Consider the following 23,454-nt stretch of genomic DNA (forward strand, 5'->3'; position numbering starts at 1 on the left):
AAAAAAAGCCCGCCGGGGTGATAGCCGGCGGGCTTTTTGACGTCTGGGGCGGCGATTATTTGTAGATAACCGCGGTGGCGTGCATCAGGTTATTGCCGCTGGTGGAGGTGATGGTGAAAGCCTTGGCGCCCGCCGCATCGGCTTTGGCGGCCAACTGGGATTTCAGGCTGCTCAGGTCGGTCGCGCCGCTGGCGACGATCACGCCGGCTTTTTCGAATTGGGCGGCATCCTGCGCGCTGACGTGTTCAGCGGCGAAAGTGGTGAAAGAAACGGTAGCCAGAGCGATAGCAGCAGCAAAAGTTTTGATGGTTTTCATGTTCGTCATTCCTGTCAAAGCGGATTAGGGAGAAAGGGAGTGCCTTTCGATGGGAAGATTATTGCGCAGGATAAGACGTGATGAAATCGGAGAGTGTTGACGGTTTTATTCAGATTTTTTGATTGTTAATTCCCCCGTTCATCTTCTGTATAAACGGGGGAGACGATCAGCGCGTCGGGCGCGTCAGATCGAAACGGTGCTGCTCGGAAATGCCGTAGTAGGCGCTCGGGCCGCCGGCGCGCAGGATCGGTTCGGCGGCGGCGGTCTGGTAAACGCCGTGTTCATCCAGCAGCGCCGGATCGAGATGCACCGCCACCACTTCGCCCAACACCAGCCAGGTCTCCACCTGTTCCCCGGCGGCGGTTTGCAACTGAATGCATTGGGTCAGGCGGCATTCGAAGTTCACCGGGCTTTCGGCCACGCGCTCGGCTTTGACCCGGCGCCCGGGCAGCGGCGTGACGCCGGCGAAGGCGAATTCGTCCTCACCGCGCGGCAGGTTGATGGAACTGTTGTTCATCGCTTCCGCCAACGGGCGCGTCGCCAGGTTCCAGACGAACTCGCCGGTTTCAACGATATTCGCCACGCTGTCTTTCCAGCCGGTGCTGGCGAAACCGATGATGGGCGGGCGGTAGTTGAAGCAGTTGAAAAAGCTGTAGGGCGCCAGATTACGCAAGCCGGCGGCGCTGCGGGAAGAGATCCAGCCGATGGGGCGCGGGCCGACGATGGCGTTCAGCGGATCGTGCGGCAGGCCGTGGCCGGCGGCGGGTTCATAATAATAACGAGATTCACGGCTCATGGGGGCCCCTGTGGCAAGCGATGAAGCTTTCATTGTGCCGGGTTTCCCGCCGCTGCGCCATTCCGGGCCGGATGTGTTATCTTACGCGCCGGAAATACCTTCAAGAGAGCCCGTCACGGTGGAAAAAAAGAAAACCTTCCCGCAGCAGAAAAGCGGCCTGCATCCGCGCAACCGTCATCGTTCGCGCTACGACTTCCCGGCGCTGATCGCCAGCTGCCCGGCGCTGGCGCCGTTCGTAAAACCGAACGCCTGGGGCGATGTCTCGGTGGACTTCGCCGATCCGGCGGCGGTGAAAATGCTCAACCGTGCGTTGCTGCAACACTTTTACGGCATCGAACACTGGGATATTCCGGCTGATTACCTGTGCCCGCCGATCCCCGGCCGCGCCGACTATCTGCACCACCTGGCGGATCTGCTGGCGACCAGCAACGGCGGCGAGATCCCGCGCGGCAAGGGCGTGGCGATCCTCGACGTCGGCGTCGGTGCCAACTGCATTTACCCGATCGTCGGCCTGCGCGAATACGGCTGGCGTTTCACCGGCTCCGAAATCGATCCGGTGTCGCTGAACGCAGCCAAAATGATCGTCGAGATGAACCCGACGCTGCGCAACAGCGTGCGTCTGCGGCTGCAAAAACAGCCTGAACTGATTTTTAGCGGCATCATCGGCGCGGCCGAGAAATTCGACGCCACTCTGTGCAACCCGCCGTTCCACGCGTCCGAGCAGGAAGCGCGCGCCAGCACCCGCCGCAAGCTGCATAAATTGGGCAAAGGGGAAGTGGCCGACAAGCCGGTGCAAAACTTCGGCGGCAAGAACAACGAGCTGTGGTGCGAAGGCGGCGAAGAAGCCTTTGTGCGCAAGATGGTGGAAGAGAGCGTCAGCAAGGCCAATAACTGCCTGTGGTTCACCTCGCTTATCTCGAAAAACACCACGTTGCCGGCCATCTACCATGCGCTGAAAGTGGCGGGGGCGGCCGAGGTGCGCACCATCGAGATGGCGCAAGGGCAGAAGATCAGCCGCTTCGTCGCCTGGACTTTCCATGACGCCGAGCAACAGGCCGCCTGGGCAGCCGAACGCTGGCGTTAAGTCTTCAGGTGCCTCGGTATGGGAGCAAAGTCCCATACCGAGGACCGGTTTTCCCCGTTTTATTGACTTATCGCATCAGCATTTCTTAACTGTAGTCATACCTATAAGAACCCCTCCAGGCAGTGTGCAATGTCTCTCTTCACGATGTAGGAGACAGGCCGCGGCGCAGCCATGCCGCGAACTTAGTCCATCACACTGACGGGATTTATTATGATTCCTTTAGCTACGCAACAAGAGGTCGGCGCCTTAATCATCGGCATTTTCGGGCGTTTGCCGACGGCGGCGGAAATCGATTACTACGACAGCGCATTTGATATCGGCAGCCAGCCGCCCGCCTATATGGCCAGCATTTTAATGAGCCAACCCGATGCCGGTTGGATGAGCGGCCAAAGCGAATACGACATTCTCAGCCAGGTTTATTTCTCCGTTTACAATACCGCTCCCGATCCGGATTACATCAATGCCTTACTGCAACTGGGGCATTTCAACAGCGCTGTCGCCAGCGTCGTCATCGATCTCTTTAACTATCTGGGGGACGATCCGGTGATGCTGGCGCAGCGTGATGCGCTCGATCAGCGCATTGCAGAAGGTTTGTATCCCGGCACGGCCGCTGATGCCGCCGGCGGGAGCGGCGACGCGCAGGCGATGTTTTATCTGCTGCGAGCGCCCTGGCAGACCGATGAAATTGCGCATGACGGCAAGCTGCTCAATCAGGGGGGCGATCTGGCTGCGTTGGCGCAGAGCAAGATTGCCACCCTGCCACTCAACGATCTTTCCGATCATGACTTCATTTTGCATCTGTTCGCACAGGGATTCGAACGGCCGCCGACGGCGCCAGAGTTGGCTGCTTACCAGCAACGGCTGGCGGAAGGCGCGACGCGTGGCGATCTGCTGGTGGATATGATCGCGCAGTTGCGCGGGGTGGTGGCGCCGGAAGATGCGGCGGCTCAACAGCATTTCAATGCGGCGGGCCAGGAATATTCGCCGGGCGAACTGCCGGCGACCGAGTATCTGGAGCAGATAGCGGCGCTGTTCCGTGCATTGCCTGAGCGGGCGGTGGACAGCGTCTCGCTGGACAATTGGAGCAAGACGCTGGCCTCCGGCACCTTGAGCTATACCGAATTGGTCACGGCCCTTCTGGCGACGCCGGAATTTCAGGCGCAGATCGGTGGTTTACAGGGGGACGACTTTATTCAGCACGTCTATCAGGCGGTGCATGGCCGGGCGGCGAATGAACAGCAGTTGGACCACTACCGGGCGTTGGGCGGCGACAAGGCACTGGTCACGCAGGCGGTGATTGCCGATCTGATCAATGCGCCGCCGGCAGGTGACGTTCAGTATGAACAGTGGATGTTTGCGCGCGATGTCGGCGCCAGCCTGGCATATAAAACGACCGCTTTTCTCGCCACCAGCGAGGGCGGCGGCAACGCGTCGAGTACGGTGAATACGCATGCTCACCATACGCTGAGCAATGCGGAAACCGCCGTGCTGTTCAGGGTGTTCCTGGATGCTGACGCGGACGTCACGGTTGACCTGAGCTATGCCTCGCAGCTTTCTTACCTGATCGTCAATGGCGACGCTGCGGCGGATATCTGGCTGCATAATAACCCTGCGGCTCGGTATGGGGTGGACATGACGGTAAACAATGCCAATGTGACAGTGCATGGCACCTATGGCGACGATCGGGTGCAGCTCACCTCGCAGGCCGATCTCGCCACCGCCCAAGGGCACTTTTATCTGAACAACGGCAATGACAGCCTGCTATGGGGAGGCAATGCCGATGGCGGCGCCAATCGTGTGGGGTGGATGTTCAGCGCCGATGGTGGTGCCGGGCGCGATATTTTGTCCGCTAATCTGATCGTCAAAATGACCTCGACGCTCGACCTTTTTGGCGTGCGCATCAGTACGGTGAGCAGCAATGCCGCCCATTTCAGTCATTTCGAACAGATAGATATGGCGGGTTACATCGGCCAGGCGGAAGCTACGCTGACGCAAATCGGTTGGAACGGTTACAGCACAAAAGCGCTGGCGACGAGTGCTCATGTGTTTGACTACGGGGTGTTGAGCGGCAACGCCACCGTAGAGGGAACGGACGGTGGGAAGATCGTGCAGAGTTGGGCGGCGCAGGCGCTTGGCCGTGAGGGATTGCTGTTGTCCGGCCGGGCGGACAACGTCAAGGTGATCAACGCCAATGCCGATGCGGCACGCCTTGAAATCAGCGGCATCGGCGATCATGCGGACAGCAGGCTGGAGATTGCCTTCCTGGAGAATGCCACCGATCGTTTCGATCTGCTTTTCTCCGGGCGCGGCAACGCCGGCTCGTTGGCGCTTGACTCGCATGGGGATGAAAAGCCATTGACGTTGATCGCCATCAGCACCGGCGCTTGGGGAAATGGCGCGCTGACGTTGACGGGGCAAAATGCTCAGGTGCAAGACATTACGCTGCTCGGCGGCGCGAATTTCAATCTGACGCTAACCGAAGGGTATACCCAGGTTCGCCACATTGACGCTTCGGCCTTCACCGGAAATGGGTTCACCCTCACGTCGTCTCATGGCGGCAGCGGTGACGGCACGATCGTTCAAATGCTGGATTTACTGCCCTTGAGTGGCGACGCGCAGGCCAAATTGGCGCCGCTGCTGCAAGATCTCGGGCTACGGGGCGAACAGCTGTTGGTCAAAGGCGGGGGAGGCAGCGATCAATTTAACGTTATGGGGGACACGACGATCGTCGCCGGCGCAGGGAAAAGCCACGTTACGCTGCAGAGCAGCAAGGCAGCATCAGGCGTGACGTTAAAAGACTTTTCGCTGACACAGGGAAGTATCGACGATGTGCTTTCGGGTCTGCGGATTGTCCATGGCGCCGGCGGTAAGCTGGCGGATTATGGGGTCAGCGATGCGCAAAGCATGGAGGCGAGAATCAGCGCCCTGACGGCCGAGCAGGGCGGCAGTGCCAGTCAGTTGTTGGCCGCGTTGCTCGATCTCGGTCAGCCCGGAGCATTGAGCGCCAAGGTCGGGATCAGCAGCGTTATCGGTGGGCAAAGCGGCAGCTATCTTATCGTCGATAACAATGATGACCACCGTCTGGATGAGGCCGACAGCGTGATCCTGCTCCTGGGGCAGAATCATCAAAGTTTGCTCAACGAACTGCGATATGTTCCGGAAATCATGCTCAATGGCATCGTGGTTGAGCCAGAAGCGCTGGTCGCGTAACTGGCGATATTTTCGCTTAACGGCGCCGGTTATCCTGCCGGCGCCGACAAAAATCCGCATTTTACCTTTCAATTTTCATCACTTACGTTATTCTCAATACAGTTATTCATAATAAAAATCTTAGGTTGTTGGTTTATTTAAATTCGAATAATTACTTTACTGAATAAATAAATTTAATCCGGTTAAGAGCAATAACCAGAAGGATCGGCGCTGCCCGCTCCTTCCGCGATGGCACGTCTGCGTGTGGGCGCGGCATGTGGCCAGACAAAATAAGAAAAGCGCGATCATCTGCCACAAGGACTACACCCTATGCTGTTACGATTCAGTCAGTTAACTACCCACAAAGGCGCCGAACTGAGCGCGATAGAACACGCCGTTCCCATGATTGTATTCTCGCCTGACGGCACGGTATTGCGCGCCAACGATCTCTTTCTCAGCACGCTCGGATTTCAACGCGATGATGTGATAGGCCGGCATCATCGTATTTTCTGCGATCCCAACTATGTCGCCAGCCCGTTATATCGCAAGCATTGGGAGACGCTGAATAAAGGGCAACCCATCACGGACACGATAAAGCGCATCGCGAAAAACGGCGAGGCGGTGTGGCTGCAGGGCACCTATGCGCCGGTGCTGAATAAACAGGGTAAGGTGGTGGAAATCGTCAAGATCGCCAGCGAAGTGACCGAGCGAGTGACCCAGGCGCAGGAACACCGCAGCCTGCTGGCGGCGCTGAATCGCTCGATGGCGATGATTTCTTTCACGCCGCAGGGCGACATTGTCAGCGCCAATGACAATATGCTGGCGCTGATGGGCTATCGGCTGGATGAGGCGTGCGGGCAGTCGCATGCGGTGCTGTGCCCACCGGCGTTCGCCGCTTCCGACGATTATCGGCGGCACTGGCAGCGCCTGGCGCGCGGCGAGTTCATCACCGGGCGTTTTGAGCGCGTCAACCGGCGCGGCGAACGGGTATGGCTGGAGGCCAGCTATAACCCGATCCTCGACAACGACGGCCAGGTGGTGAAAGTGGTGAAGATCGCCCAGGACATCACCCGGCTGATGCAACAGCAGCAGCATGAAGAAGAGATGGTGCGCAACGCGCATCATCTGTCGCTCGATACCGACCGGCAGGCGGCGCAGGGCGCGGTCATCGTGCAGCAGGCGGTGAAGGGCATGCAGCAGGTCGAAGCGGCGGCGCGCGAAACGTCGGACGTGGTCACCGAGCTTGGCAAGTGCTCTCAGCAGATCGGCACCATCGTCGAAGCCATTCGTAAAATTGCCTCGCAAACCAATCTGCTGGCGATTAACGCCTCCATCGAAGCCGCCCACGCCGGTGAGCACGGGCGCGGTTTTGCGGTGGTGGCCAACGAGGTGCGCACGCTGGCGGAACAGTCGCGCAAGGCGGCGACCGAGATCGAACGCATGACCAAGTCTATCCAGCAAGGCGTGGCGGCGGCGATCGCCGGCATGGCGACCTGCGTGGAACAGGCCGGCGGCGGTGTGGCATTGACCCATGACGCCGGAGAAGTGATCAATCACGTCAACATCGGCATGCATGACGTCGTGAAACTGATGCAGGCGTTTACGTCGGTGAAGCAGGGCGACGCGCTGCACTGAGTTTGCCGGGCGCCGCCCCTGAAAGCGGGGCGGCGCTTGTCTCTTCCCACCGATCTCTGCGCCGTTGAGCCGCGGTTCAATTTTACCGGTCTATGCTAGACTTGAAAATGAACGAACGTTCGTTCATTTGTTTGTATCAATTTACGGCGCCCAGCGCCCCTTCACCGTTTCGGGAGCTGCCGATGGGAAACCGAGAAAAGATTGTCGACGCTGCGCTGCACAGCTTTACCCATAAGGGATTTCACCAGACCAGCATGCGGGATATCGCCCAGGCGGCGGGCGTCAGCGTGGGCAACCTCTATAACCATTTTTCCGGCAAGGAGGCGCTGATCGGCGAGATCGCGCTGCTGGAAAACGGCGTATTCGCCGAGTTCGCCGCCGCATTGCGGGCCGAGAAAAAGCGGCCGAAACAGGCGCTGTCGGCCTTTTTCACCGCCTATCACGCTTTTGTCGCCGAACCGGACAATGTGCAACTGTCGGCGGAGATTGTGGCTGAAGTGGCGCGTAACCCGGCATTGGCCGAGCCGTTCAGCGCCAACCAGCGGCAGTTGATTGAGGCGCTGGCGACGACGATCGCCGAGGCTCAGCAAATCGGCGAGATCGCGCCGGCGATAGCGCCCTTGCCGCTCGCGCAGCTGGTGCTGGACGTGATCGAAAGCCAGGCCTGGCGGCAGGCGATCTTCGCGTCGCCTTCGCCGGAGGCGATCACGCCGGTGCGGCTGTTGGAGCAACTGCTCTACCGCCAACCCTAGTCGAGGTTGATATGTTGCACATTGAGCCTTATCGCGATGCTGACCGCCTGCAAACGGCGGCGTTGATCTACGCCGCGTTCTGCGACAAATTCCAGCGCGCGCGCCGTCTGAGCACCCACCTTCAGTGGCGTCTGTTCTATCGGCTGTGGCGTTGGCGGCAAAGCGGCAGCCGGGAGCGCAGCTTCGTGGTGAAACAGGATGAACAGGTGGTGGCGGTCTTTGCCCTGAATGCCATCGATGGCGAGAACCGCGCTGGGCCACGTCCGCGCGCCTTGCCGATTTGGCGGCTGTGTCGCCGCTATGGCTGGCTAAACGTTTGGCGTATGTATCTGCAAATTGCGGTGTTGCAGCACACCCCGGCGGCCGATGAGCTGTATCTTTCCTACCTGGCGGTGGCCGAGAGTCAGCGCGGCAAAGGGGTGGGCAGGCGACTGCTGCAGTGGATGAACGACTACGCCGCCGAACAAGGCGCAGGCCGGCGCCTGAGCCTGCACGTCAGCCGGCGCAACGTCGATGCGCAGCGTCTGTATCAGCGCTGCGGTTTTCAGGTGCGGCGCAAAGAACATTACGCCTCGCTGGGCTTGCTGTTCGGCCAGGCCGATTGGGTGTTGATGGAGAAACGCAGCGGGGAGGCGACGTGCGCAGAATAGGGCTGTGTCTCGTGGCGCTGCTCTTGCCGGTGCTCGGCTGGGTGATTTACGTCAACGACTTTCGCTTTGTCACCGAACCGGTCGTGGTGACCGCCGGTGGCAATCGGCTGACCGGCACGCTGGTGCTGCCGGAGCATGCGCCGGTGAAGCCCGGCGTCGTGGTGTTCGTGCACGGCGATGGGCCGGCCAACGCCAGCCGCGACGAAGGCTATTACGGCATTTGGGAGACGATGGCGCAGCAGGGCTATGCGGTTTTATCCTTCGATAAGCCGGGCGTGGGCGGCTCCGGCGGCAACTGGCTGCATCAGACCATGGCGGATCGCGCGCGGGAAACCGCCGATATCATCGACTGGGCCCGGTGGGACGGGCGCTTCGATGCGCGCTGCGTGGGGCTGTGGGGCACCAGCCAGGCGGGGTGGGTAATGCCGGAGGTGGCGCGTTTGCGCCCCGACATCGCGTTTACGCTGGCGGTGGCGCCGGCGATCAACTGGCTGCGGCAGGGGCGCTACAACACCCGGGCGGCGATGGCGGCGGCAGGGGACGATGAAGCGTCGATCGCCGCGCGCGAGGCGCACTGGCGCCACATCCAAACGCTGCTCGAACAGCCGGACGGCTACGAACAGTACCGCCGTGAGTCTGGCGCCGCCGCTGCATTGAGCGCCGACCGCTGGCGCTTTATTCGCGCCAACATGGCCAGCGACGCGACGGCGGGATTGCGGCATTTCGCCACGCCGGTGCACCTGATCCTGGGCGGGCGCGACGTCAACGTGGACGCGGACGAAACCGAGCGTGTGTATCGGCAAACGATCCCGGCCTCGCTGCTGACGGTGACGCGCATCGACGAGGCCGATCATGTGATGGTCAAGCCGCTGTTCGCGCGCCATCCGTGGCTGATCAACGTGGTGGGCCTGTTTGCCCCGCGCTCGGTGCAATACGACGCCTACCGGCAGGACGTGGCGGCCTTCCTGGCCGCTCAGCCCTGCGGGCGTGGGCGCTAACCTCAGATCGCCGCGGGCGGCGCCTGCTCGTCATGCGGCTGTGGCGCGCGGGAAATCTGCATCGCCTGCTGCGGCATGCCGATGCCGGCCCGATCGAAATGGATTTTCACCAGCCGGTCGAGGGCGTATTGCACCACCCACTGTTTCAGCGCCTGCGTGCGCACCGTCACGCGGGTGGTGAACGAACGATCGCCCAGCGCCACCACGCCGTTGAAGACCGGCTCGCCAATCAGGAAATGCTTCACCTGTTCATCCTGCTTCAGCGCCTCGATGGCCTGATGCAGCACCGCATTGACCCGATCGATGTCCTCGTCGCGGCTGACGGTGTAATTGGCGCGGTATACCCCGAACTCACGCGCGTAGTTGGCCAGCGTGGTGATCGAAGAGTACGGCACGATGTGATAGACGCCGTAGTCGTCGCGCAGGCCGATCGAGCGGATGGTCATGCGCTCCACGGTGCCGGTGATGCCGCTGACGGTCACGTATTCGCCGGTGTTCATGCCGTTTTCAAACTGGATGAACACGCCGGTGATCACGTCTTTCACCAGCGTCTGGGCGCCGAAGCTGATGGCCAGCCCCAGCGCGCCGGCGCCCGCCAGCAGCGGCGCGATGTTCAGTCCGACCTGCGACAGCACGATCATCACGGTGATGGTACTGATAACGATAGCCAACACGTTGCGAAACAGCGTCAGCAGCGTGCGTTCGCGCGCGCTCGGCCGCACGCCGTTGCTCAGCTCCAGCGCCAGGCGGTGCTCGATGATGCTGGCCATCAGCGTCCAGCTGAACACGGCGATCAACAGGATCAGCAGAATATGCACCAGTCCGCCGAGCGTCCGCTGGCCATTTTCGCTGCCCGCCCATTGATACAGGTTGATCAGATGCCAGGCATCGAGCAGAAACAGCGTCACTGCCAGCACCACCATCACCCGCAGTATCTTCAACCCGTTGGGGATGTAAGAGTTGATGCGCCGCTCGAGCATCGGATAGCGCAAATTGACGTCGGTCGGCAGCGAAATGCGGCGGAAAATCCAGCGGGTCAGCATGCCGGACAGCAGGGCGCCGACGCCGACCACCAGCAGGCTTTTTACCGTAGCGCTCATCATAAAGCGCAGGCTGTTGCCGATGTCGAACTGGGACAGCACGAACAGCACCAGAAAATAGGCGATCGCCAGCAGGTGCCAGACATGCCCCAGCCCGCGCAGGATCACGCTGAAAAACGCCATCGACCGTTCGGCCAGCAGGTTGATCTGTTGCTGTATCGGTTTGCGGTTGTGCAGGATCAGCCAAATGGCGTACAGCGTCAGCGCCAGCATCACCACCAGGTTGACGGCGGCGGCGGCCGAATAGCTGATCTGCACCGCCACCACCGGCACCACCACCATCAGGCCATAGCCGATCAGGCCGCTGAGCCAGGCGAGGCGGGTGTTCCAATAGCGCGCGCTCCGATCGCTGAAGGGGAACGGGCGCAGATAGTCGAAGCTGGGGGCGAAAATCAGCCGCAGCACCGCCTTGAAAAATTCAATTACCGCGAAGGCGCTGAGAAACAGGGTCTGCAGCCGCAGGATGGTGGCGCTGTCGGCGTGGACGTGGCGGGCGAACAGGTTGCCTGCCGCCAGCGCCAGCAGCAGCACCAGCAGATCGATGGCGAAAGCGCCGAGAATGGCGGCGGGGCGCTTATACCACGGGCCGCGCTGCAGCCTGGCGTTGTGCCCCCAACTGCCCATGCGCTTGTACAGCGGCGCGATCAGCCGGCGGATCAGGTGGAACAGCGCAAAGGTGACCGCCACCGTCAGCAGAAAGTAGCCCAGCGCGCGGAAAAAGCCGGCGGGATTGAAAACGCGCTTCGGGCCGGAATCGATCAGCTTTTGCAGCGCGCCGAGCTTCTGGTTAAAGGTGCCGATGCCTTCCTGCGCCAGCGAGTTCAGGCTGTCGCTCAGCGTAGCGGGCGTCGATTCCTCCGGCGTTGCCGGCGCGGCGGCCGCAGCGTCGCCGGCGGTCTGTTTCAGGTGGTCGATGAGTTCCGCGCGCGCTTGGTCGTCTTGCAGCAGATCGGCCAGCGCGGCGTAGGCGGCTTTCTGCTGCTCGCTCTTGTCGGCGGGCGCAGGCGGCGCGTTTTGCGCCAGCGCCGGTGGTGCGAAGACGCTCAGGGTCAACAGCAGCAGGGAAAGCAGGTGTTCTCGCAGATGAGAACCTCGTCGGGAGTCTGCATTTGGCGGCATGGTTCCTCTCTTTGGCGTTCTGTGATCGGCGGATGTCAGAGCAATACGATGAAAAACAATCAATATAGTAGGAAAGGAAGCGCGATGGGGCGTGGGAGAGCGTGCGGAATGAAAGCGGCGGGCGTGTGCAACGCCCGCCGTGGAACCGTCAGGATCAGGACACGTGCTGCAGAAACTCCTGCAGACGCGGGCTCGGCGGATGGTTGATCAGATCGTGCGGGTTGCCGTCTTCGGCAATCCGGCCCTTGTCGATAAAGATCAGGCGCGACGCCACTTTTTCGGCAAAGCCGACTTCGTGGGTGACGATGACCATCGTCATGCCTTCCTCGGCCAGATCCTGCATCACCTTAAGCACTTCGTGGCGCAGCTCCGGATCGAGCGCGGAGGTCGGCTCGTCGAACAGCATCATTTTCGGCTTCACCGCCAGCGCGCGCGCGATCGCCACGCGCTGCTGCTGGCCGCCCGACAGTTCGGACGGGTAGTGGTGGGCGCGCTCAGCCAGACCGACCTTGGCCAGCAGCTCGCGCGCCAGCTTTTCCGCATCGGACTTCTTCGCGCCGCGCACGCGGATCGGGCCGAAGGCGACGTTTTCCAGCGCCGTCAGGTGCGGGAACAGGTAGAACTGCTGGAATACCATGCCGGCTTCCTGGCGGATCAACCGATCGTCCACTTTCGGATCGTTGGCTTTCAGGCCATCGACGATCAGATCGCCGCTGGTCACCTCTTCCAGCTTGTTGATGCAGCGCAGCAGGGTGGATTTGCCGGAGCCGGACGGCCCGATGATCACCACCACTTCGCCTTTGTCGATCTTCAAATCGATGTTGTGCAGCACCTGGGTTTGGCCAAAATGCTTGGAGACGTTTTTAAATTCAATCACAGGATTTTCATCCTTCTTTCCAGACGACGCAGCACGAAGCTCAGCACCAGAGTAATAATCAGGTAGATAACCGCCACGGCGCTCCAGATTTCCAGCGCGCGGAAGTTACCGGCAATAATTTCCTGACCCTGACGGGTCAGCTCCGCCACGCCGATCACGATGAACAGCGAGGTGTCTTTGATGCTGATGATCCACTGGTTGCCCAGCGGCGGCAGCATGCGGCGCAGCGCCAGCGGCATAATGACGTAGCGGATGGTTTCGCGGCGCGACAGGCCGAGCGCCAGCCCGGCTTCGCGGAAACCGTTATGGATAGACAGCACCGCGCCGCGGGTGATTTCCGCGATGTAGGCGCCGGAGTTGATCATGATGGTCACCACCGCCGCGGTGAACGGATCGATGCGCAAATCGGTGAACGCCATCGGCAGGGCGAAGTAGATGAACATCACCTGCACCACGATCGGCGTGCCGCGGATCACTTCGATAAACACCAACGCGATGTGGTTGGCGATCCATCCGCCGTAGGTGCGGGCAAAGCCGGCGACGAGGCCGATGATCAGGCCGCCAATCAGACCGAGGACCGAAATCCACAGGGTCATTTTGGCGCCCTCTAACAAGATAGGAATGGCGGGCCAGATGGCGCTCCAGTCGAACTGCATGATATTTCTCCCGGTGATCCCAAACGTGGGTATCAGATACAACGAAGCGCAGGGGGTTAAGCGACCCCCTGTGCTTAAGTTAATAGCGTGCCAAGTTCACCGCTTACTTAGGTTCGGTGCCGAACCACTTCTTGTAGATTTCGTTATAGGTGCCGTTCTCGCGCAGGGTTTTCAGCGCGCCGTTCACCTTCTCGCGCAGCGCATCGCTGCCTTTAGGGAAGGCGATGCCATACTGCTGCGCTTCCAGCGAATCGCCGACGGTTTTGAACTTGCCGGCGCCGGCCGTCTTGATGAAGTATAAGATGTTTGGCGTGTCGTGCAGCACCGCGTCGGCGCGCTTGGTGCCCAGTTCCATATAGGCGTTGTCAATGTTCGGGAACTGACGCAGATCCTTGGTTTTGATGTGCTGCTTGGCGTAATCCACCGAGCCGGTGCCGCTCTTCACCGCCACCACTTTACCGTTCAGATCGTCGATGCCTTTCACGCTGTTGTTGTCGGCATTGACCATGACCAGCAGGCCGCTTTTGTAGTAACCGTCTGAGAAGTCGATGGCTTTCTTGCGCTCATCGGTGATGGTGATGCCGGCCAGCGCCAGATCGACGTTTTTGGTCTGCAGCGCCGGAATGATGCCGCCGAAGTCCATCGGTTTCAGGGTGTAGTCCAGCTTCAGCTCTTTGGCGACGGCGGCCCACAGGTCGATGTCGAAGCCGACGTATTTGTCGCCTTGCTTGAACTCAAAAGGAACGAAAGCGGTGTCGGTGGCGACCACCAGTTTGTCTGCTGCGTGGGAACTTACGGCAAAGGCCAGGGAGAGTGCGGCCAGGGAGACTTTAAAAATCGACTTCATGAGAGGAATTCCTGTACAGGTTGCGGATTACCCATTTTTTATATTGCAGTTGGTGCCATGAAAAAATCGTGCCATGTTTTCAACTAATATAAAAACAAAGAGTTACTGCGTGACGTTGTGCCGTGACGGCGAATAGTTATGGTTATGCACCACAATGAGGCACCGAAATGGTGCGTAAGAATTATCTTGGTGCACGGGGCTATCATTAACCAAATTTTGGCTGTGAAACAACCGTTCTTTAACGTTTTTGCTTCAATATTGATAACTAACTCTAACTTTCATGATCCATTGACGGTGCAAGCGTGACTGCGAGAGGGGGAAAAAGGGGAGCAGATAATGCTAGCGCAACTGGCTGTCTTTGCTGCCGCGCCGGTTGTACAGGCTGCTGGCCGCGTGTTTTTTGTCTTGTTCGGCCTGGCAGGCGACACAAAAACGCACCCCCTTCAGCGCCTTGCGGCGCGCCTCGGGGATCGGTTCTCCGCATTCCTGGCAATAGCGTTCGCTCTCGCCATGCCCGAGTGCATCACGCGCGCGCTGCACCGCATCGTCGACGGTCGAATCAATTTGATCTTGTACGGCGCCGTCCGCCGCCCAGCCGCTGGCCATCATGACCTCCTGACAAGGGAAACCTACCGTTTAATATGGGCCGTTTTTTGCACAATTCAACGGCCGCGCAAAAGAAAACAGGCCGGGCTAAGCCCAGCCTGTTCTGCCCGGCACGACGGGCGGTCTGCAACGCGCTGCGGCGTTATTCGATGTTGGATTCGATGAACCACAGGAACTTGTCCAGATCGCGCGAGGCGGCGGTGAACATGTCGGCGGTGTCTTCGTCTTCCACTTCGGTAATGGCCTTACGGATGTCATTCGCCACCGCGCCGTAGCGATCGGCCAGCGCTTTCAGGTGTTCTTGCACGCTGTGGATATTGGTCGGATAGCTTTTCAGCGGCGTGCGATCGTTCACCACCTGTACGGTGCCCAGCGCCACGCCGCCCAGCTGCACCACGCGTTCGGCGAAGGTGTCCTGGTGCTCGATGATGGCGGTGCGGAAGCCGTCCAGCATTTCATGAACCGCGATAAAGTTCGCGCCACGCATGTTCCAGTGCGCCTGTTTGGTGATCAACGAAAGATCGATGAATTGCACGACCTGATGGTTCAGCGCCTTGATGGCGGCCAGTTTGATTTTTTCGTCCAGATCGTTACGGGTATACAGCAGATCAGAAGATTTCGTTTTCACCAGTTTAGCGGTACTCATATCAGATATCCTCTTGATTAGTCGTTGTCCTATTTCGTTACGGGATCAATTATAGCAGGGCTGTTTATTTTTGCCGGACGAAAATGGCTATTGCACAAATAGGGTTAGCCTACGAATAATGGATCTGGTTGAATTTTTAATTAATGCAACACCATGAAAAATATAGTTATTTATCATTCGCTGATTTATTGTTTATGGCTGTGAAAATTTACCTTGGTTATTTTATTTTTTCGCCTGCGGGCTTCGGCTAAATATCCGCTTTGTTATCGTGGTGTTAATTTCTCATCCATTCATATTGATAGCGGTAATTGATGCCGCTACAGTAGGGCAATTATCCTCTCTCTTTATAGGCGAATAATGAAAATTAACGTCGTCGGCACCAGCGGCAGCGGTAAAAGCACCCTGGCGCGTCAACTGGCGGAACGGCTTGGTGTGCCCTATATCGAGATGGACAGGCTGTATTGGCGGCCCGAATGGCAGGGAACGCCCGATGACGCGTTCCTGGCGCGGCTTGAACAGACGCTGGCCGAAGCGGGGGAGGGCTGGGTGCTGGACGGCAATTACAGCCGCACGCAGCCGATCAAGTGGCGCGAGGTCGATTATATTCTGTGGCTGGACTACGGTTTCGGCCGCACGCTGTGGCAGGCCGTGCGCCGCGCGTGCCGACGCGCGGCCGGCAAAAGCGAGCTGTGGCCGGGCACCGGCAATCGGGAAAGCTTCCGCCGTTCTTTCTTCAGCCGCGAGTCGATCGTGCTCTGGACGATCCGCACTTACTCGAAGAACCGGCGAAAATACCTGGCGGAGATGGCTCGTCCCGACGCCGGACGCCGTTTCGTGCGCCTGCGTTCTCCCCGCCAGGCCGCCGATTTTCTACGGGCGCTGCCGCAGGTTCACAGCAGCAGACGGTGATGGATCCTCACCACCGCTTTCTTGATTTGCTGTGGCCGCTGCCACACGCAGCCGGTCTTGTGCGGCTCCATCTGGAAAAAGAGGGCGAACATGCCGTGCGTCATGTGCAGCGTTTGCGGGTGGCGTTTGATGTCCAGCAGCAGCAGATCGCTATTTTCCGCGTGGGGTTGTTCGCGATGTCCGTTGCCCGCCAGACCGTATTCGATGCGCTCTTCACCGCTGATCAGCAGATGCAGCGCAATGTATTCCTGATGCATTTCGGCGCGCTTTTCCGCCGCCGGCGCGGTGGTCAGCGTCATCACGTCCATAAAGATGTTGTCGCCGTCGATCGGGTGATGCCCCAGCGCCAGTTCTGGCAGGTCGCATCGGCGCAATTCGGTCAGGGTTGAAACCAGCGCCGGCGCGAGTCCGCGGCCGAAGCGTGGGTTGAACAGGCTGTTGTGAATCACTGTTATTCTCCATGTGAGCGAAAGTCCAAAGAGCCTGCGATACAGGCTAAGGGGAAGTATGCCGACTTGTCACGAGGAAAACAGTTAACCCGCCTGCATTCCGACGTTGCGGTCTGCAGGCGAGTCGGGTCATCAGGAAAGGCTTTCGAGGCGAGGTTTGGGGCGAATGGTGAGGGCGGAGCCCATGGAGGCGGCGATGATCGCCGCCAGCGCCAGCCATTGCACGCCGCTCAGGTGTTCGCCGAGGAACAGCATGCCGGATAACGCCGCCATCGCCGGTTCCAGGCTCATCAAGGTGCCGAAGGTGCGCGCCGGAATTTTGGGCAGCGCGATGATCTCCAGCGAATAAGGCAGCGCGGTGGAGAGGATCGCCACCGCCAGCGCTATCGGCAGAATCTCAACGTTGAACAGCACGCTGCCGGTTTGCCAGGCGCCGATCGGGCAGAACACCAACGCGGCGATCAGCGAGCCGAGCGCCACCGTGCCGGGGCCGTGATCGCCGCCGGCCTTCTGGCCGAAGATGATATAGACCGCCCAGCAGGCGCCGGCGCCGAGCGCGCAGGCGGCACCGAACGGGTCGATTCCGCCTACGCCGTGGCCAAGCGGCAGCAGGAACCACAGCCCGGCGATCGCCAACGCCACCCAAAGGAAGTCGATCGGCCGCCGCGACGAGAACATGGCCACCGCCAGCGGGCCGGTAAACTCCAGCGCCACGGCGATGCCGAGCGGCACGGTGCGCAACGACAGGTAGAACAGGTAGTTCATCGCGCCGAGCGACAGGCCGTAAATCAACAGCGGCAAGCGGCTGCCGGCGGCGATGCGCATGCGCCACGGGCGGAAGATGATGAACAGAATCAGGGTGCCAATGAAAAGACGCAGCGTCGTGATGCCTTCCGCGCCCACGATCGGGAACAGGCTTTTGGCCAACGAAGCGCCGCTCTGGATCGACACCATGGCGATGATTAACAGACAAATGGGCAGCAACGCGGAGGGCGCTCTGCCGGCAGTAGATAACGACATCCTTAACGGGCCTTTTATGCGCCGTTCCTCAGCCTTGAGAAAACGGTCGAAACGGGGATGCGAGCAGTGTAAATGAAATGGCGAAAGTCTGTCTGAGAAAAGCGCGCATCGCGGTGAAATCCGCCGATCCTCGGATGAGATGTGGCGGATTTGGTCAAAAAATGCGCTTTTTCTTAAGAATTATCTGGATATTAAATAGGTGATTTTTGTCACAGAAAGTCGTAGAATACGGCCGAAAATAGAGCGAAAAGAAGAAGATACACTGTTCTTGAAATCTTCTGTTACACGATATAAAGCATTAGACACTCATTTCAAGGCAGAGTTTCACGCTAATTTTTGTTATATTTTCAAAGCATGAACAAATGGATGTACTTAATAATAAAACGCGTTTGAGGTGGTTATGAAAAAAATTGCATGTCTTTCCGCAGTAGCAGCTTGCGTATTAGCAGTTAGCGCAGGTACCGCATTCGCTGGTCAGAGCACCGTATCCGCTGGCTATGCGCAGGGTGATTTCCAAGGCGTTGCTAACAAAGCCGACGGTTTCAACCTGAAATACCGTTACGAGTTCGACAACAACCCACTGGGCGTAATCGGTTCCTTTACCCACCTGGAAAAGGACGGTTCTCAGGACGGTTTCTATAACAAAGCTCAGTACAACTCTATCTCTGCCGGTCCAGCATACCGCATCAATGACTGGGCGAGCATCTACGGTCTGGTTGGCCTGGGTTACGGTAAATTCACTACCAACGCTCAGAACGGCACTTCTCGTCACGACACCGCTGACTACGGCTTCACCTACGGCGCCGGTCTGCAGTTCAACCCAATCGAGAACGTTGCCCTGGATGTCGGTTACGAGCAGAACCGCATTCGCAGCGTTGACGTTGGCACCTGGAACGTTGGCGTAGGCTACCGCTTCTAAGTGTGTTCGTGCCTGCGGGCATGAACCTGCGGCCTTGTTTGCCGCACCCATAAAAAATCCGCCTCCGGGCGGATTTTTTTTATCTGTCATTCACCGCCGCGCCCCGTCGGCTGCGTCGAAAAGCGTGCGCTGCGGGCATCGCGCTCGTAGCCTTGCGGCTCGGTCAACAACCCGTACAGCTCGGGGCGCCGCCCGTAGATCCAGCGGCGACCGGTGCTGAGCGGGATCAGCGTCAGATCGAGCTCGGCGCTGACCATCCGGTCTTCCGCCACCCAGGTCTCCGCCACGATCCGGCCGTAAGGATCGAGGATCATCGCGTTGCCGGTGCGTATTTCATCGTCATCTCGGCCCACGCCGTTGCTGAACAGCAAGAACAGCCCGTTGTCGTGAGCGCGCGACGGCAGCCAGCGCATCAGCCAGCCGCGGCCGTGTTCGCCGCGAAAGGCGGCTTCTATCGCCTGCGGATCTTCCACGCGCCGCTGCCACAGCGCCTGCGGGATCGGCTTCATGCCGTGCGGGCTGCGCGAATGGGTGCCGCCGGTCTGGTGCGGGGCGATCAGCACCTCCGCGCCCAGCAGCGCCGTTGCGCGCACATTCTCCACCAGATTATTGTCCCAGCAGATCAATACGCCCACGCGTACGCCCCAGGGGGTATCGAACACCGTATAGCGGTCGCCGCTGGCGATAGCCGGGTGCTCGAAGGCGTGCAGTTTGCGGTGCACATGCAGTTCGCCGTCCGGCAGACAAACGGCATAGGCGTTGTAACACCGGCCGTTATCGCCCAGCTCGATCAGCCCGACGCCAATCGCCATGTTGTAACGCTCAGCCAGCGGGCGAATGCGCGCCAGCGAAGGGCTGCTCACGATCGGTTCCGCCAGCGCCCGCACTTCGGCGTCGGACAGATGGCGCACGTGCCAATAGCCGGTGACGCACATTTCCGGGAAGGCCAACAGCTGTATCTGTTGTTCGGCCGCTTCCGCGATAAAGCGTTCCATGGTCGACAGGTTGTAATTCTTGTCATTGGCGCGATGCTGGAATTGCACCGTGGCGGCGCGTAATGAGGTGGTCATGGGATCTCTCCGGTTGGGGTCTGCATTGATTACAGCAGGCGAATTGATTACTGTATAATCAATTAAATTCCTTATTTGATAACCTAATGGAATGGATATAAAACAACTGCGCGCCCTGGTGGCGCTGGCGGAGCAGGGCAACTATCGGCAGGCGGCGAGCCTGCTGTGCATCAGCCAACCGGCGCTGAGCAAGCAAATTCAGGCGCTGGAAGCCCAGCTTGACGTTCGGCTGTTCGAGCGCGGCCGACAAGGGGCGGTGCTCACTGCCGGCGGGCGGCGGCTTTACCCGGAGGCGCAGGCGCTGGTGGAGCAGTATCAGCAGTTTCAGCGGCGCGCGCGGCGGGTGGCGCTCGGGGAAGCGGGGCGGCTGGCGCTGGGGTTTGGCCTGTCCAGTTTTCATCTGGCGCCGCAGCTGGTGGCCGCCTTTCGCCAACGGTTTCCCGAGGTGGCGATTGGCCTCGAAGATCTGCCGTCGGAGCGGCAGTATCAGCTGTTGCTGCAGGGAGAGTTGCAGGCGGGGTTCGTGCGCTTGCCGGTCAATACGCCGCTGCACGGCGTCGCGTTGTTGAGTGATCGGTTGGTGCTGGCCGCGCCGGGCGCGCTGGCGCTGCGCGCCGACGAGCTGATGACGCGTTTCAATCAGCTGCCGCTGTTGCAATTGACCCCTAAACGCGGGCGCGGGCTGAGCGATCAGTCGCTGCGGTTTATCGCCGCTCACCGCCTGACGCCGAACGTGGTGCAGCAGGCCGGCGACATCCAGACGCTGTTGGCGTTGGTTGCCGCCGGCGTCGGCGTCGCGCTGCTGCCGCACAGCATCACGCATATCGCGCCGGCCGGCATCGACATTTTACCGCTGAGCGGCGAGGAGACGGAGTGGCAGGTCGGTATCGCCTGGGATCCGCAGCGCACCGACGCGCTGCGGGACAACTTCATTCAGACGGCGTTGGCGGTGCAACGCGCTTAGGCATTCAAAGCGGGCAGTGCATCACCACGATCGGGTTTTGATGGTACTCGCTGCGGTGGCTTTCGCTGAAGCCGACCTTTTTCGCCAACGCCAGCGAAGCCTGGTTTTCAGGCGAGATGATGCAGACGGTTTTTTCCCCCGGCAGGTGCGTTTTCCCCCAGGCCAGCGCCGCCCGCAGCGCCTCGGTGGCATAGCCTTTGCCGTGCGCCGAACTCACCAGCGTCCAGCCCATCTCCGGCGCATCGAGCGCCGGGGTGATGTCGCGCAGGAAGTTGGAGAAGCCGATGCTGCCGAGGTACTCGCCGCTCTGCTTGTCACGCACCGCCCAATACCCGTATCCCAACAGCGCCCAGTGGCCAACGTAGCGCATCAGGCGCCCCCAGGAGTCTTCCCGGTCGCGCGGGGTGCCGCCGATATAGCGCACCACCAGCGGGTCGGCCCACAGCGCGGCCAGCGAGTCGAAGTCGTCCAGCGTGTGCGCGTCCAGCCGCAGGCGTTCGGTGATAAGCGTGGGCGCGGTGTTGATTACGGTCATGTTGCTGCTCCTGCACAGGATGAAAGGCGATGAAAAACAACGGCGTTCAGTATGCCAGAGAAATCACGCCGCCAGCCACAACAGCCAGGTGAACAGGAAGCCGCTCAGGCCGAGCAGGGTGGTCAACACCGTCCAGGTCTTCAGGCCATCGGCCACCGACAGCCCCAGATAGCGCGTGACGATCCAAAAACCGGAGTCGTTGACGTGCGAAAGCCCGAGCCCGCCGAAACAGGTCGCCAGCGTTACCAGCACCAGCTGCAGCTGATTCAAGCCGCTGACCGCTTCCGACAACAGGCCGCCGGTGGTCAGGATCGCCACGGTGGCGGAACCCTGCGAGGCGCGCAGCGCCAGCGAAATGATAAACGCGGCGGGCACCAGCGGCAGGCCGATGGCCGTCAGCACTTCCGCCAGCGCCTTGCCGACGCCGGATTCCACCAGCACCTTGCCGAACACACCGCCCGCGCCGGTCACCAGGATCACCACCGCGGCGGTCGGCAGCGCGGCCCCCATCACGTCGCCGGCGTGTTGCAGGCTCCAGCCACGGCGCAGCGCCAGGAAGTAGAAGGCCAGCAGCAGGGCGATCATCAGCGCCACCGCCGGCGAGCCCAGCAGCGACAGCGCGTCGCGCAGCGCCGAGCCGGCCGGCAGCAGGGTGGCGGAGACGGTGCCGAGCATGATGATGGCGATCGGGATGACGATCAGTGCCGCCACCAGGCCGGCGCCGGGCGGGTTGATGCGATCGCTGAGCGGCGCGTGATCTTCCGGACGCGGCTCCGGCGCCGCCAGCTGCAGCTGTTCCAGCACCTCTATCGATAACGGATAGGTTTTGCGGTTGAGGTAGTTGGCGGCGAAATAGCCGATAACGCCGACCGGAATACAGATCGCGAGGCCGATAATGGTTAGCCAGCCGATGTCGGCGTTGAGCAAGCCGGCGGCGGCGACCGGGCCGGGGTGCGGCGGCAGCGCGACGTGTACCGTCAACATCACGCCGGCCATCGGCAGGCCGAACTTGAGCGGCGACACTTTGGCGACCTTGGCGAAGCCATAGATAATCGGCGCCAGAATGATAAAGCCGACGTCGAAGAAGACCGGAATGCCGAGAATAAACGCGGCGAGGGTCAGCGCCGCGACGGTATGTTTCGGCCCCAGACCCTGGCTGAAACGCTGCGCCAGCGACTCGGCGCCGCCCGATTGTTCGATCATGCGGCCGAGCATCGCCCCCAGACCGATGATGATGGTCACCGAGCCGAGCACGCCGCCCATTCCGGCGGTCATCACTTTCATCACTTCGCCGGTCGGAATGCCGCTGGCCAGAGCCACCAGCAAACTGACCACCAACAGCGCGACAAAGGGTTGCACCTTCGCCTTAATCACCATCAATAACAGCAGCACCACGCCGAGTACGGCAATCAGCAACAGCAGAGAGGTAGACATGAAAAAAGCCTTTCGTTGGGTAAGCGTTGGGCACCGCGATCGCCGCGTGGCGATACGGGTGCGTTTCATTGTTATAAAATCGATTTCCTGGTGTTGGCGTGCGGCTTTAGCGGTAAGGCTTCAGCCAGCCGAGCCCGGCGGCGGTGTCGCCGCGCGGGCGGTATTCGCAACCGATCCAGCCCTGATAGCCGAGCGCATCCAGCTTGTCGAACAGCCACGGGTAATTCAGTTCGCCCTCGTCGGGCTCATGGCGATCCGGCACCGAGGCTATCTGGATATGCGCGTAGCGCCCGGCCAGCGTCTCCAGCAGCCCGCTGATATTGCCGTCCACTAACTGCGCGTGAAAAAAATCGAACTGGATGAACACGTTCGGTCTTTCGATCGCCGCCACCGCTTCCGCCGCCTGATGCTGACTGGCGAACAGGTAGTCGGGCTTGACCGGCGGGCTGAGCGCCTCGATCAGCACCTTGACGCCGTGCGGCGCAAAAGCGTCGGCGGCATAACGCGCATTGGCGATAAAGGTGTCGAGATAACGCCGTCGATCCGCGCCCGCGGGCACCACGCCGGCCATCAGGTGCACGCAGGGGCAGGAAAGGGCGATGGCATAGGCCAGCGCGCGATCGATATCGGCGCGCGCATCCCGCTCGCGGCCCGGCAGCGCCGCCAATCCCCATTCGCCGGCGGCGGCATCGCCGGGCGCGGTGTTGAACAGCACCTGTTGCAGGTCGTGTTCGCGCAGTTTCTCGGCCAACAGATCGGCGGGATGCTCGTAAGGGAACAGGAATTCCACCGCGCTGAAGCCCTGTGCGGCAGCGGCGGCAAAGCGATCGAGGAACGGCACCTCGGTAAACATCATCGACAAATTGGCGGCAAATTTAGGCAT

The 23,454-nt window shown here is 60.4% G+C and carries 23 protein-coding genes; 9 read left to right on the plus strand and 14 right to left on the minus strand.

The window, feature by feature from the left end; all coding sequences use genetic code 11:
- Positions 1-55: 55 nt before the first annotated feature.
- Positions 56-316, minus strand: coding sequence for a multiple stress resistance protein BhsA (gene bhsA, locus ACMGG9_RS06005; protein WP_015377148.1), 261 nt, complete (start codon positions 314-316; stop codon positions 56-58).
- A 166-nt stretch (positions 317-482) separates the two neighbouring features.
- Positions 483-1,112 (minus strand): flavin reductase family protein, encoded by a 630-nt coding sequence (locus tag ACMGG9_RS06010; RefSeq protein ID WP_033642382.1) that lies wholly within the window; start codon positions 1,110-1,112, stop codon positions 483-485.
- 118 nt (positions 1,113-1,230) lie between these two features.
- On the opposite strand from ACMGG9_RS06010, the gene rlmF reads away from it, so the two are divergent.
- The 6 genes from rlmF (at position 1,231) to ACMGG9_RS06040 (ending at position 9,420) form a co-directional block, all read left to right on the plus strand.
- Entirely contained in the window at positions 1,231-2,196 is a 966-nt protein-coding gene (rlmF, locus tag ACMGG9_RS06015) for a 23S rRNA (adenine(1618)-N(6))-methyltransferase RlmF (RefSeq protein WP_167325058.1), read from the plus strand.
- A gap of 210 nt (positions 2,197-2,406) precedes the next feature.
- Positions 2,407-5,406, plus strand: coding sequence for a DUF4214 domain-containing protein (locus ACMGG9_RS06020; RefSeq protein ID WP_033650550.1), 3,000 nt, complete (start codon positions 2,407-2,409; stop codon positions 5,404-5,406).
- Positions 5,407-5,715: 309 nt separating this feature from the next.
- Positions 5,716-7,020, plus strand: coding sequence for a methyl-accepting chemotaxis protein (locus ACMGG9_RS06025; protein WP_033650551.1), 1,305 nt, complete (start codon positions 5,716-5,718; stop codon positions 7,018-7,020).
- A gap of 182 nt (positions 7,021-7,202) precedes the next feature.
- A complete protein-coding gene (locus tag ACMGG9_RS06030; RefSeq protein WP_033642384.1) occupies positions 7,203-7,772 on the plus strand; it encodes a TetR/AcrR family transcriptional regulator in 570 nt (189 codons plus the stop codon).
- Between the two features lie 11 nt (positions 7,773-7,783).
- Complete coding sequence (locus tag ACMGG9_RS06035; RefSeq protein ID WP_033650552.1) at positions 7,784-8,422, plus strand: GNAT family N-acetyltransferase; 639 nt, start codon at positions 7,784-7,786, stop codon at positions 8,420-8,422.
- A complete protein-coding gene (locus tag ACMGG9_RS06040) occupies positions 8,410-9,420 on the plus strand; it encodes an alpha/beta hydrolase family protein (RefSeq protein ID WP_033650553.1) in 1,011 nt (336 codons plus the stop codon). The genes ACMGG9_RS06035 and ACMGG9_RS06040 overlap by 13 nt, the downstream gene beginning before the upstream one ends.
- Before the next feature lie 2 nt (positions 9,421-9,422).
- Here the strand turns inward: ACMGG9_RS06040 and ybiO are convergent, their stop codons facing one another.
- The 6 genes from ybiO to dps form a co-directional block, all read right to left on the minus strand.
- The gene (gene ybiO, locus ACMGG9_RS06045) at positions 9,423-11,639 is read right to left on the minus strand and encodes a mechanosensitive channel protein (protein WP_033650554.1); all 2,217 of its coding nucleotides are present in this window, start codon (positions 11,637-11,639) and stop codon (positions 9,423-9,425) included.
- Positions 11,640-11,793: 154 nt separating this feature from the next.
- Positions 11,794-12,516, minus strand: a complete 723-nt coding sequence (gene glnQ / locus ACMGG9_RS06050; protein ID WP_004939230.1) for a glutamine ABC transporter ATP-binding protein GlnQ — start codon at positions 12,514-12,516, stop codon at positions 11,794-11,796.
- The gene (gene glnP / locus ACMGG9_RS06055; RefSeq protein ID WP_004939229.1) at positions 12,513-13,172 is read right to left on the minus strand and encodes a glutamine ABC transporter permease GlnP; all 660 of its coding nucleotides are present in this window, start codon (positions 13,170-13,172) and stop codon (positions 12,513-12,515) included. Before glnP ends, glnQ begins: the two co-directional genes overlap by 4 nt.
- Before the next feature lie 103 nt (positions 13,173-13,275).
- Positions 13,276-14,019, minus strand: a complete 744-nt coding sequence (gene glnH / locus ACMGG9_RS06060; protein WP_016928516.1) for a glutamine ABC transporter substrate-binding protein GlnH — start codon at positions 14,017-14,019, stop codon at positions 13,276-13,278.
- 339 nt (positions 14,020-14,358) lie between these two features.
- Entirely contained in the window at positions 14,359-14,625 is a 267-nt protein-coding gene (locus ACMGG9_RS06065; protein WP_033650555.1) for a DksA/TraR family C4-type zinc finger protein, read from the minus strand.
- Positions 14,626-14,767: 142 nt separating this feature from the next.
- Positions 14,768-15,271: a DNA starvation/stationary phase protection protein Dps gene (dps, locus tag ACMGG9_RS06070; protein ID WP_016928514.1), complete on the minus strand. Its 504-nt coding sequence runs from the start codon at positions 15,269-15,271 to the stop codon at positions 14,768-14,770.
- Between the two features lie 357 nt (positions 15,272-15,628).
- On the opposite strand from dps, the gene ACMGG9_RS06075 reads away from it, so the two are divergent.
- Positions 15,629-16,180, plus strand: coding sequence for a shikimate kinase (locus ACMGG9_RS06075; protein ID WP_047025035.1), 552 nt, complete (start codon positions 15,629-15,631; stop codon positions 16,178-16,180).
- On the opposite strand, the gene nanQ is transcribed toward ACMGG9_RS06075, so the two are convergent.
- Both nanQ and rhtA read right to left on the minus strand, forming a co-directional pair.
- The gene (gene nanQ / locus ACMGG9_RS06080) at positions 16,162-16,629 is read right to left on the minus strand and encodes an N-acetylneuraminate anomerase (RefSeq protein WP_033642391.1); all 468 of its coding nucleotides are present in this window, start codon (positions 16,627-16,629) and stop codon (positions 16,162-16,164) included. The two genes, ACMGG9_RS06075 and nanQ, sit on opposite strands and share 19 nt — an antisense overlap.
- 132 nt (positions 16,630-16,761) lie before the next feature.
- Positions 16,762-17,649, minus strand: a complete 888-nt coding sequence (gene rhtA, locus ACMGG9_RS06085) for a threonine/homoserine exporter RhtA (RefSeq protein WP_033650558.1) — start codon at positions 17,647-17,649, stop codon at positions 16,762-16,764.
- A 400-nt stretch (positions 17,650-18,049) separates the two neighbouring features.
- On the opposite strand from rhtA, the gene ompX reads away from it, so the two are divergent.
- Positions 18,050-18,568 (plus strand): outer membrane protein OmpX, encoded by a 519-nt coding sequence (gene ompX / locus ACMGG9_RS06090; protein WP_019454480.1) that lies wholly within the window; start codon positions 18,050-18,052, stop codon positions 18,566-18,568.
- An 86-nt stretch (positions 18,569-18,654) separates the two neighbouring features.
- Here ompX and ACMGG9_RS06095 read toward each other — a convergent pair whose 3' ends face one another.
- Positions 18,655-19,638: a nitrilase family protein gene (locus ACMGG9_RS06095; RefSeq protein WP_414161974.1), complete on the minus strand. Its 984-nt coding sequence runs from the start codon at positions 19,636-19,638 to the stop codon at positions 18,655-18,657.
- Positions 19,639-19,729: 91 nt separating this feature from the next.
- On the opposite strand from ACMGG9_RS06095, the gene ACMGG9_RS06100 reads away from it, so the two are divergent.
- A complete protein-coding gene (locus tag ACMGG9_RS06100) occupies positions 19,730-20,602 on the plus strand; it encodes a LysR family transcriptional regulator (RefSeq protein ID WP_197756027.1) in 873 nt (290 codons plus the stop codon).
- A gap of 4 nt (positions 20,603-20,606) precedes the next feature.
- On the opposite strand, the gene ACMGG9_RS06105 is transcribed toward ACMGG9_RS06100, so the two are convergent.
- From ACMGG9_RS06105 to otnI, 3 genes are all read right to left on the minus strand, one after another.
- The gene (locus tag ACMGG9_RS06105) at positions 20,607-21,137 is read right to left on the minus strand and encodes a GNAT family N-acetyltransferase (RefSeq protein ID WP_033650561.1); all 531 of its coding nucleotides are present in this window, start codon (positions 21,135-21,137) and stop codon (positions 20,607-20,609) included.
- A gap of 63 nt (positions 21,138-21,200) precedes the next feature.
- Positions 21,201-22,571, minus strand: coding sequence for a GntP family transporter (locus ACMGG9_RS06110; RefSeq protein ID WP_033642396.1), 1,371 nt, complete (start codon positions 22,569-22,571; stop codon positions 21,201-21,203).
- Between the two features lie 106 nt (positions 22,572-22,677).
- Positions 22,678-23,454: a 2-oxo-tetronate isomerase gene (gene otnI / locus ACMGG9_RS06115; RefSeq protein WP_197809194.1), complete on the minus strand. Its 777-nt coding sequence runs from the start codon at positions 23,452-23,454 to the stop codon at positions 22,678-22,680.

It is taken from the genome of Serratia sp. BNK-10, from assembly GCF_047456065.1.
Taxonomy (GTDB): Bacteria; Pseudomonadota; Gammaproteobacteria; order Enterobacterales; family Enterobacteriaceae; genus Serratia; species Serratia ureilytica.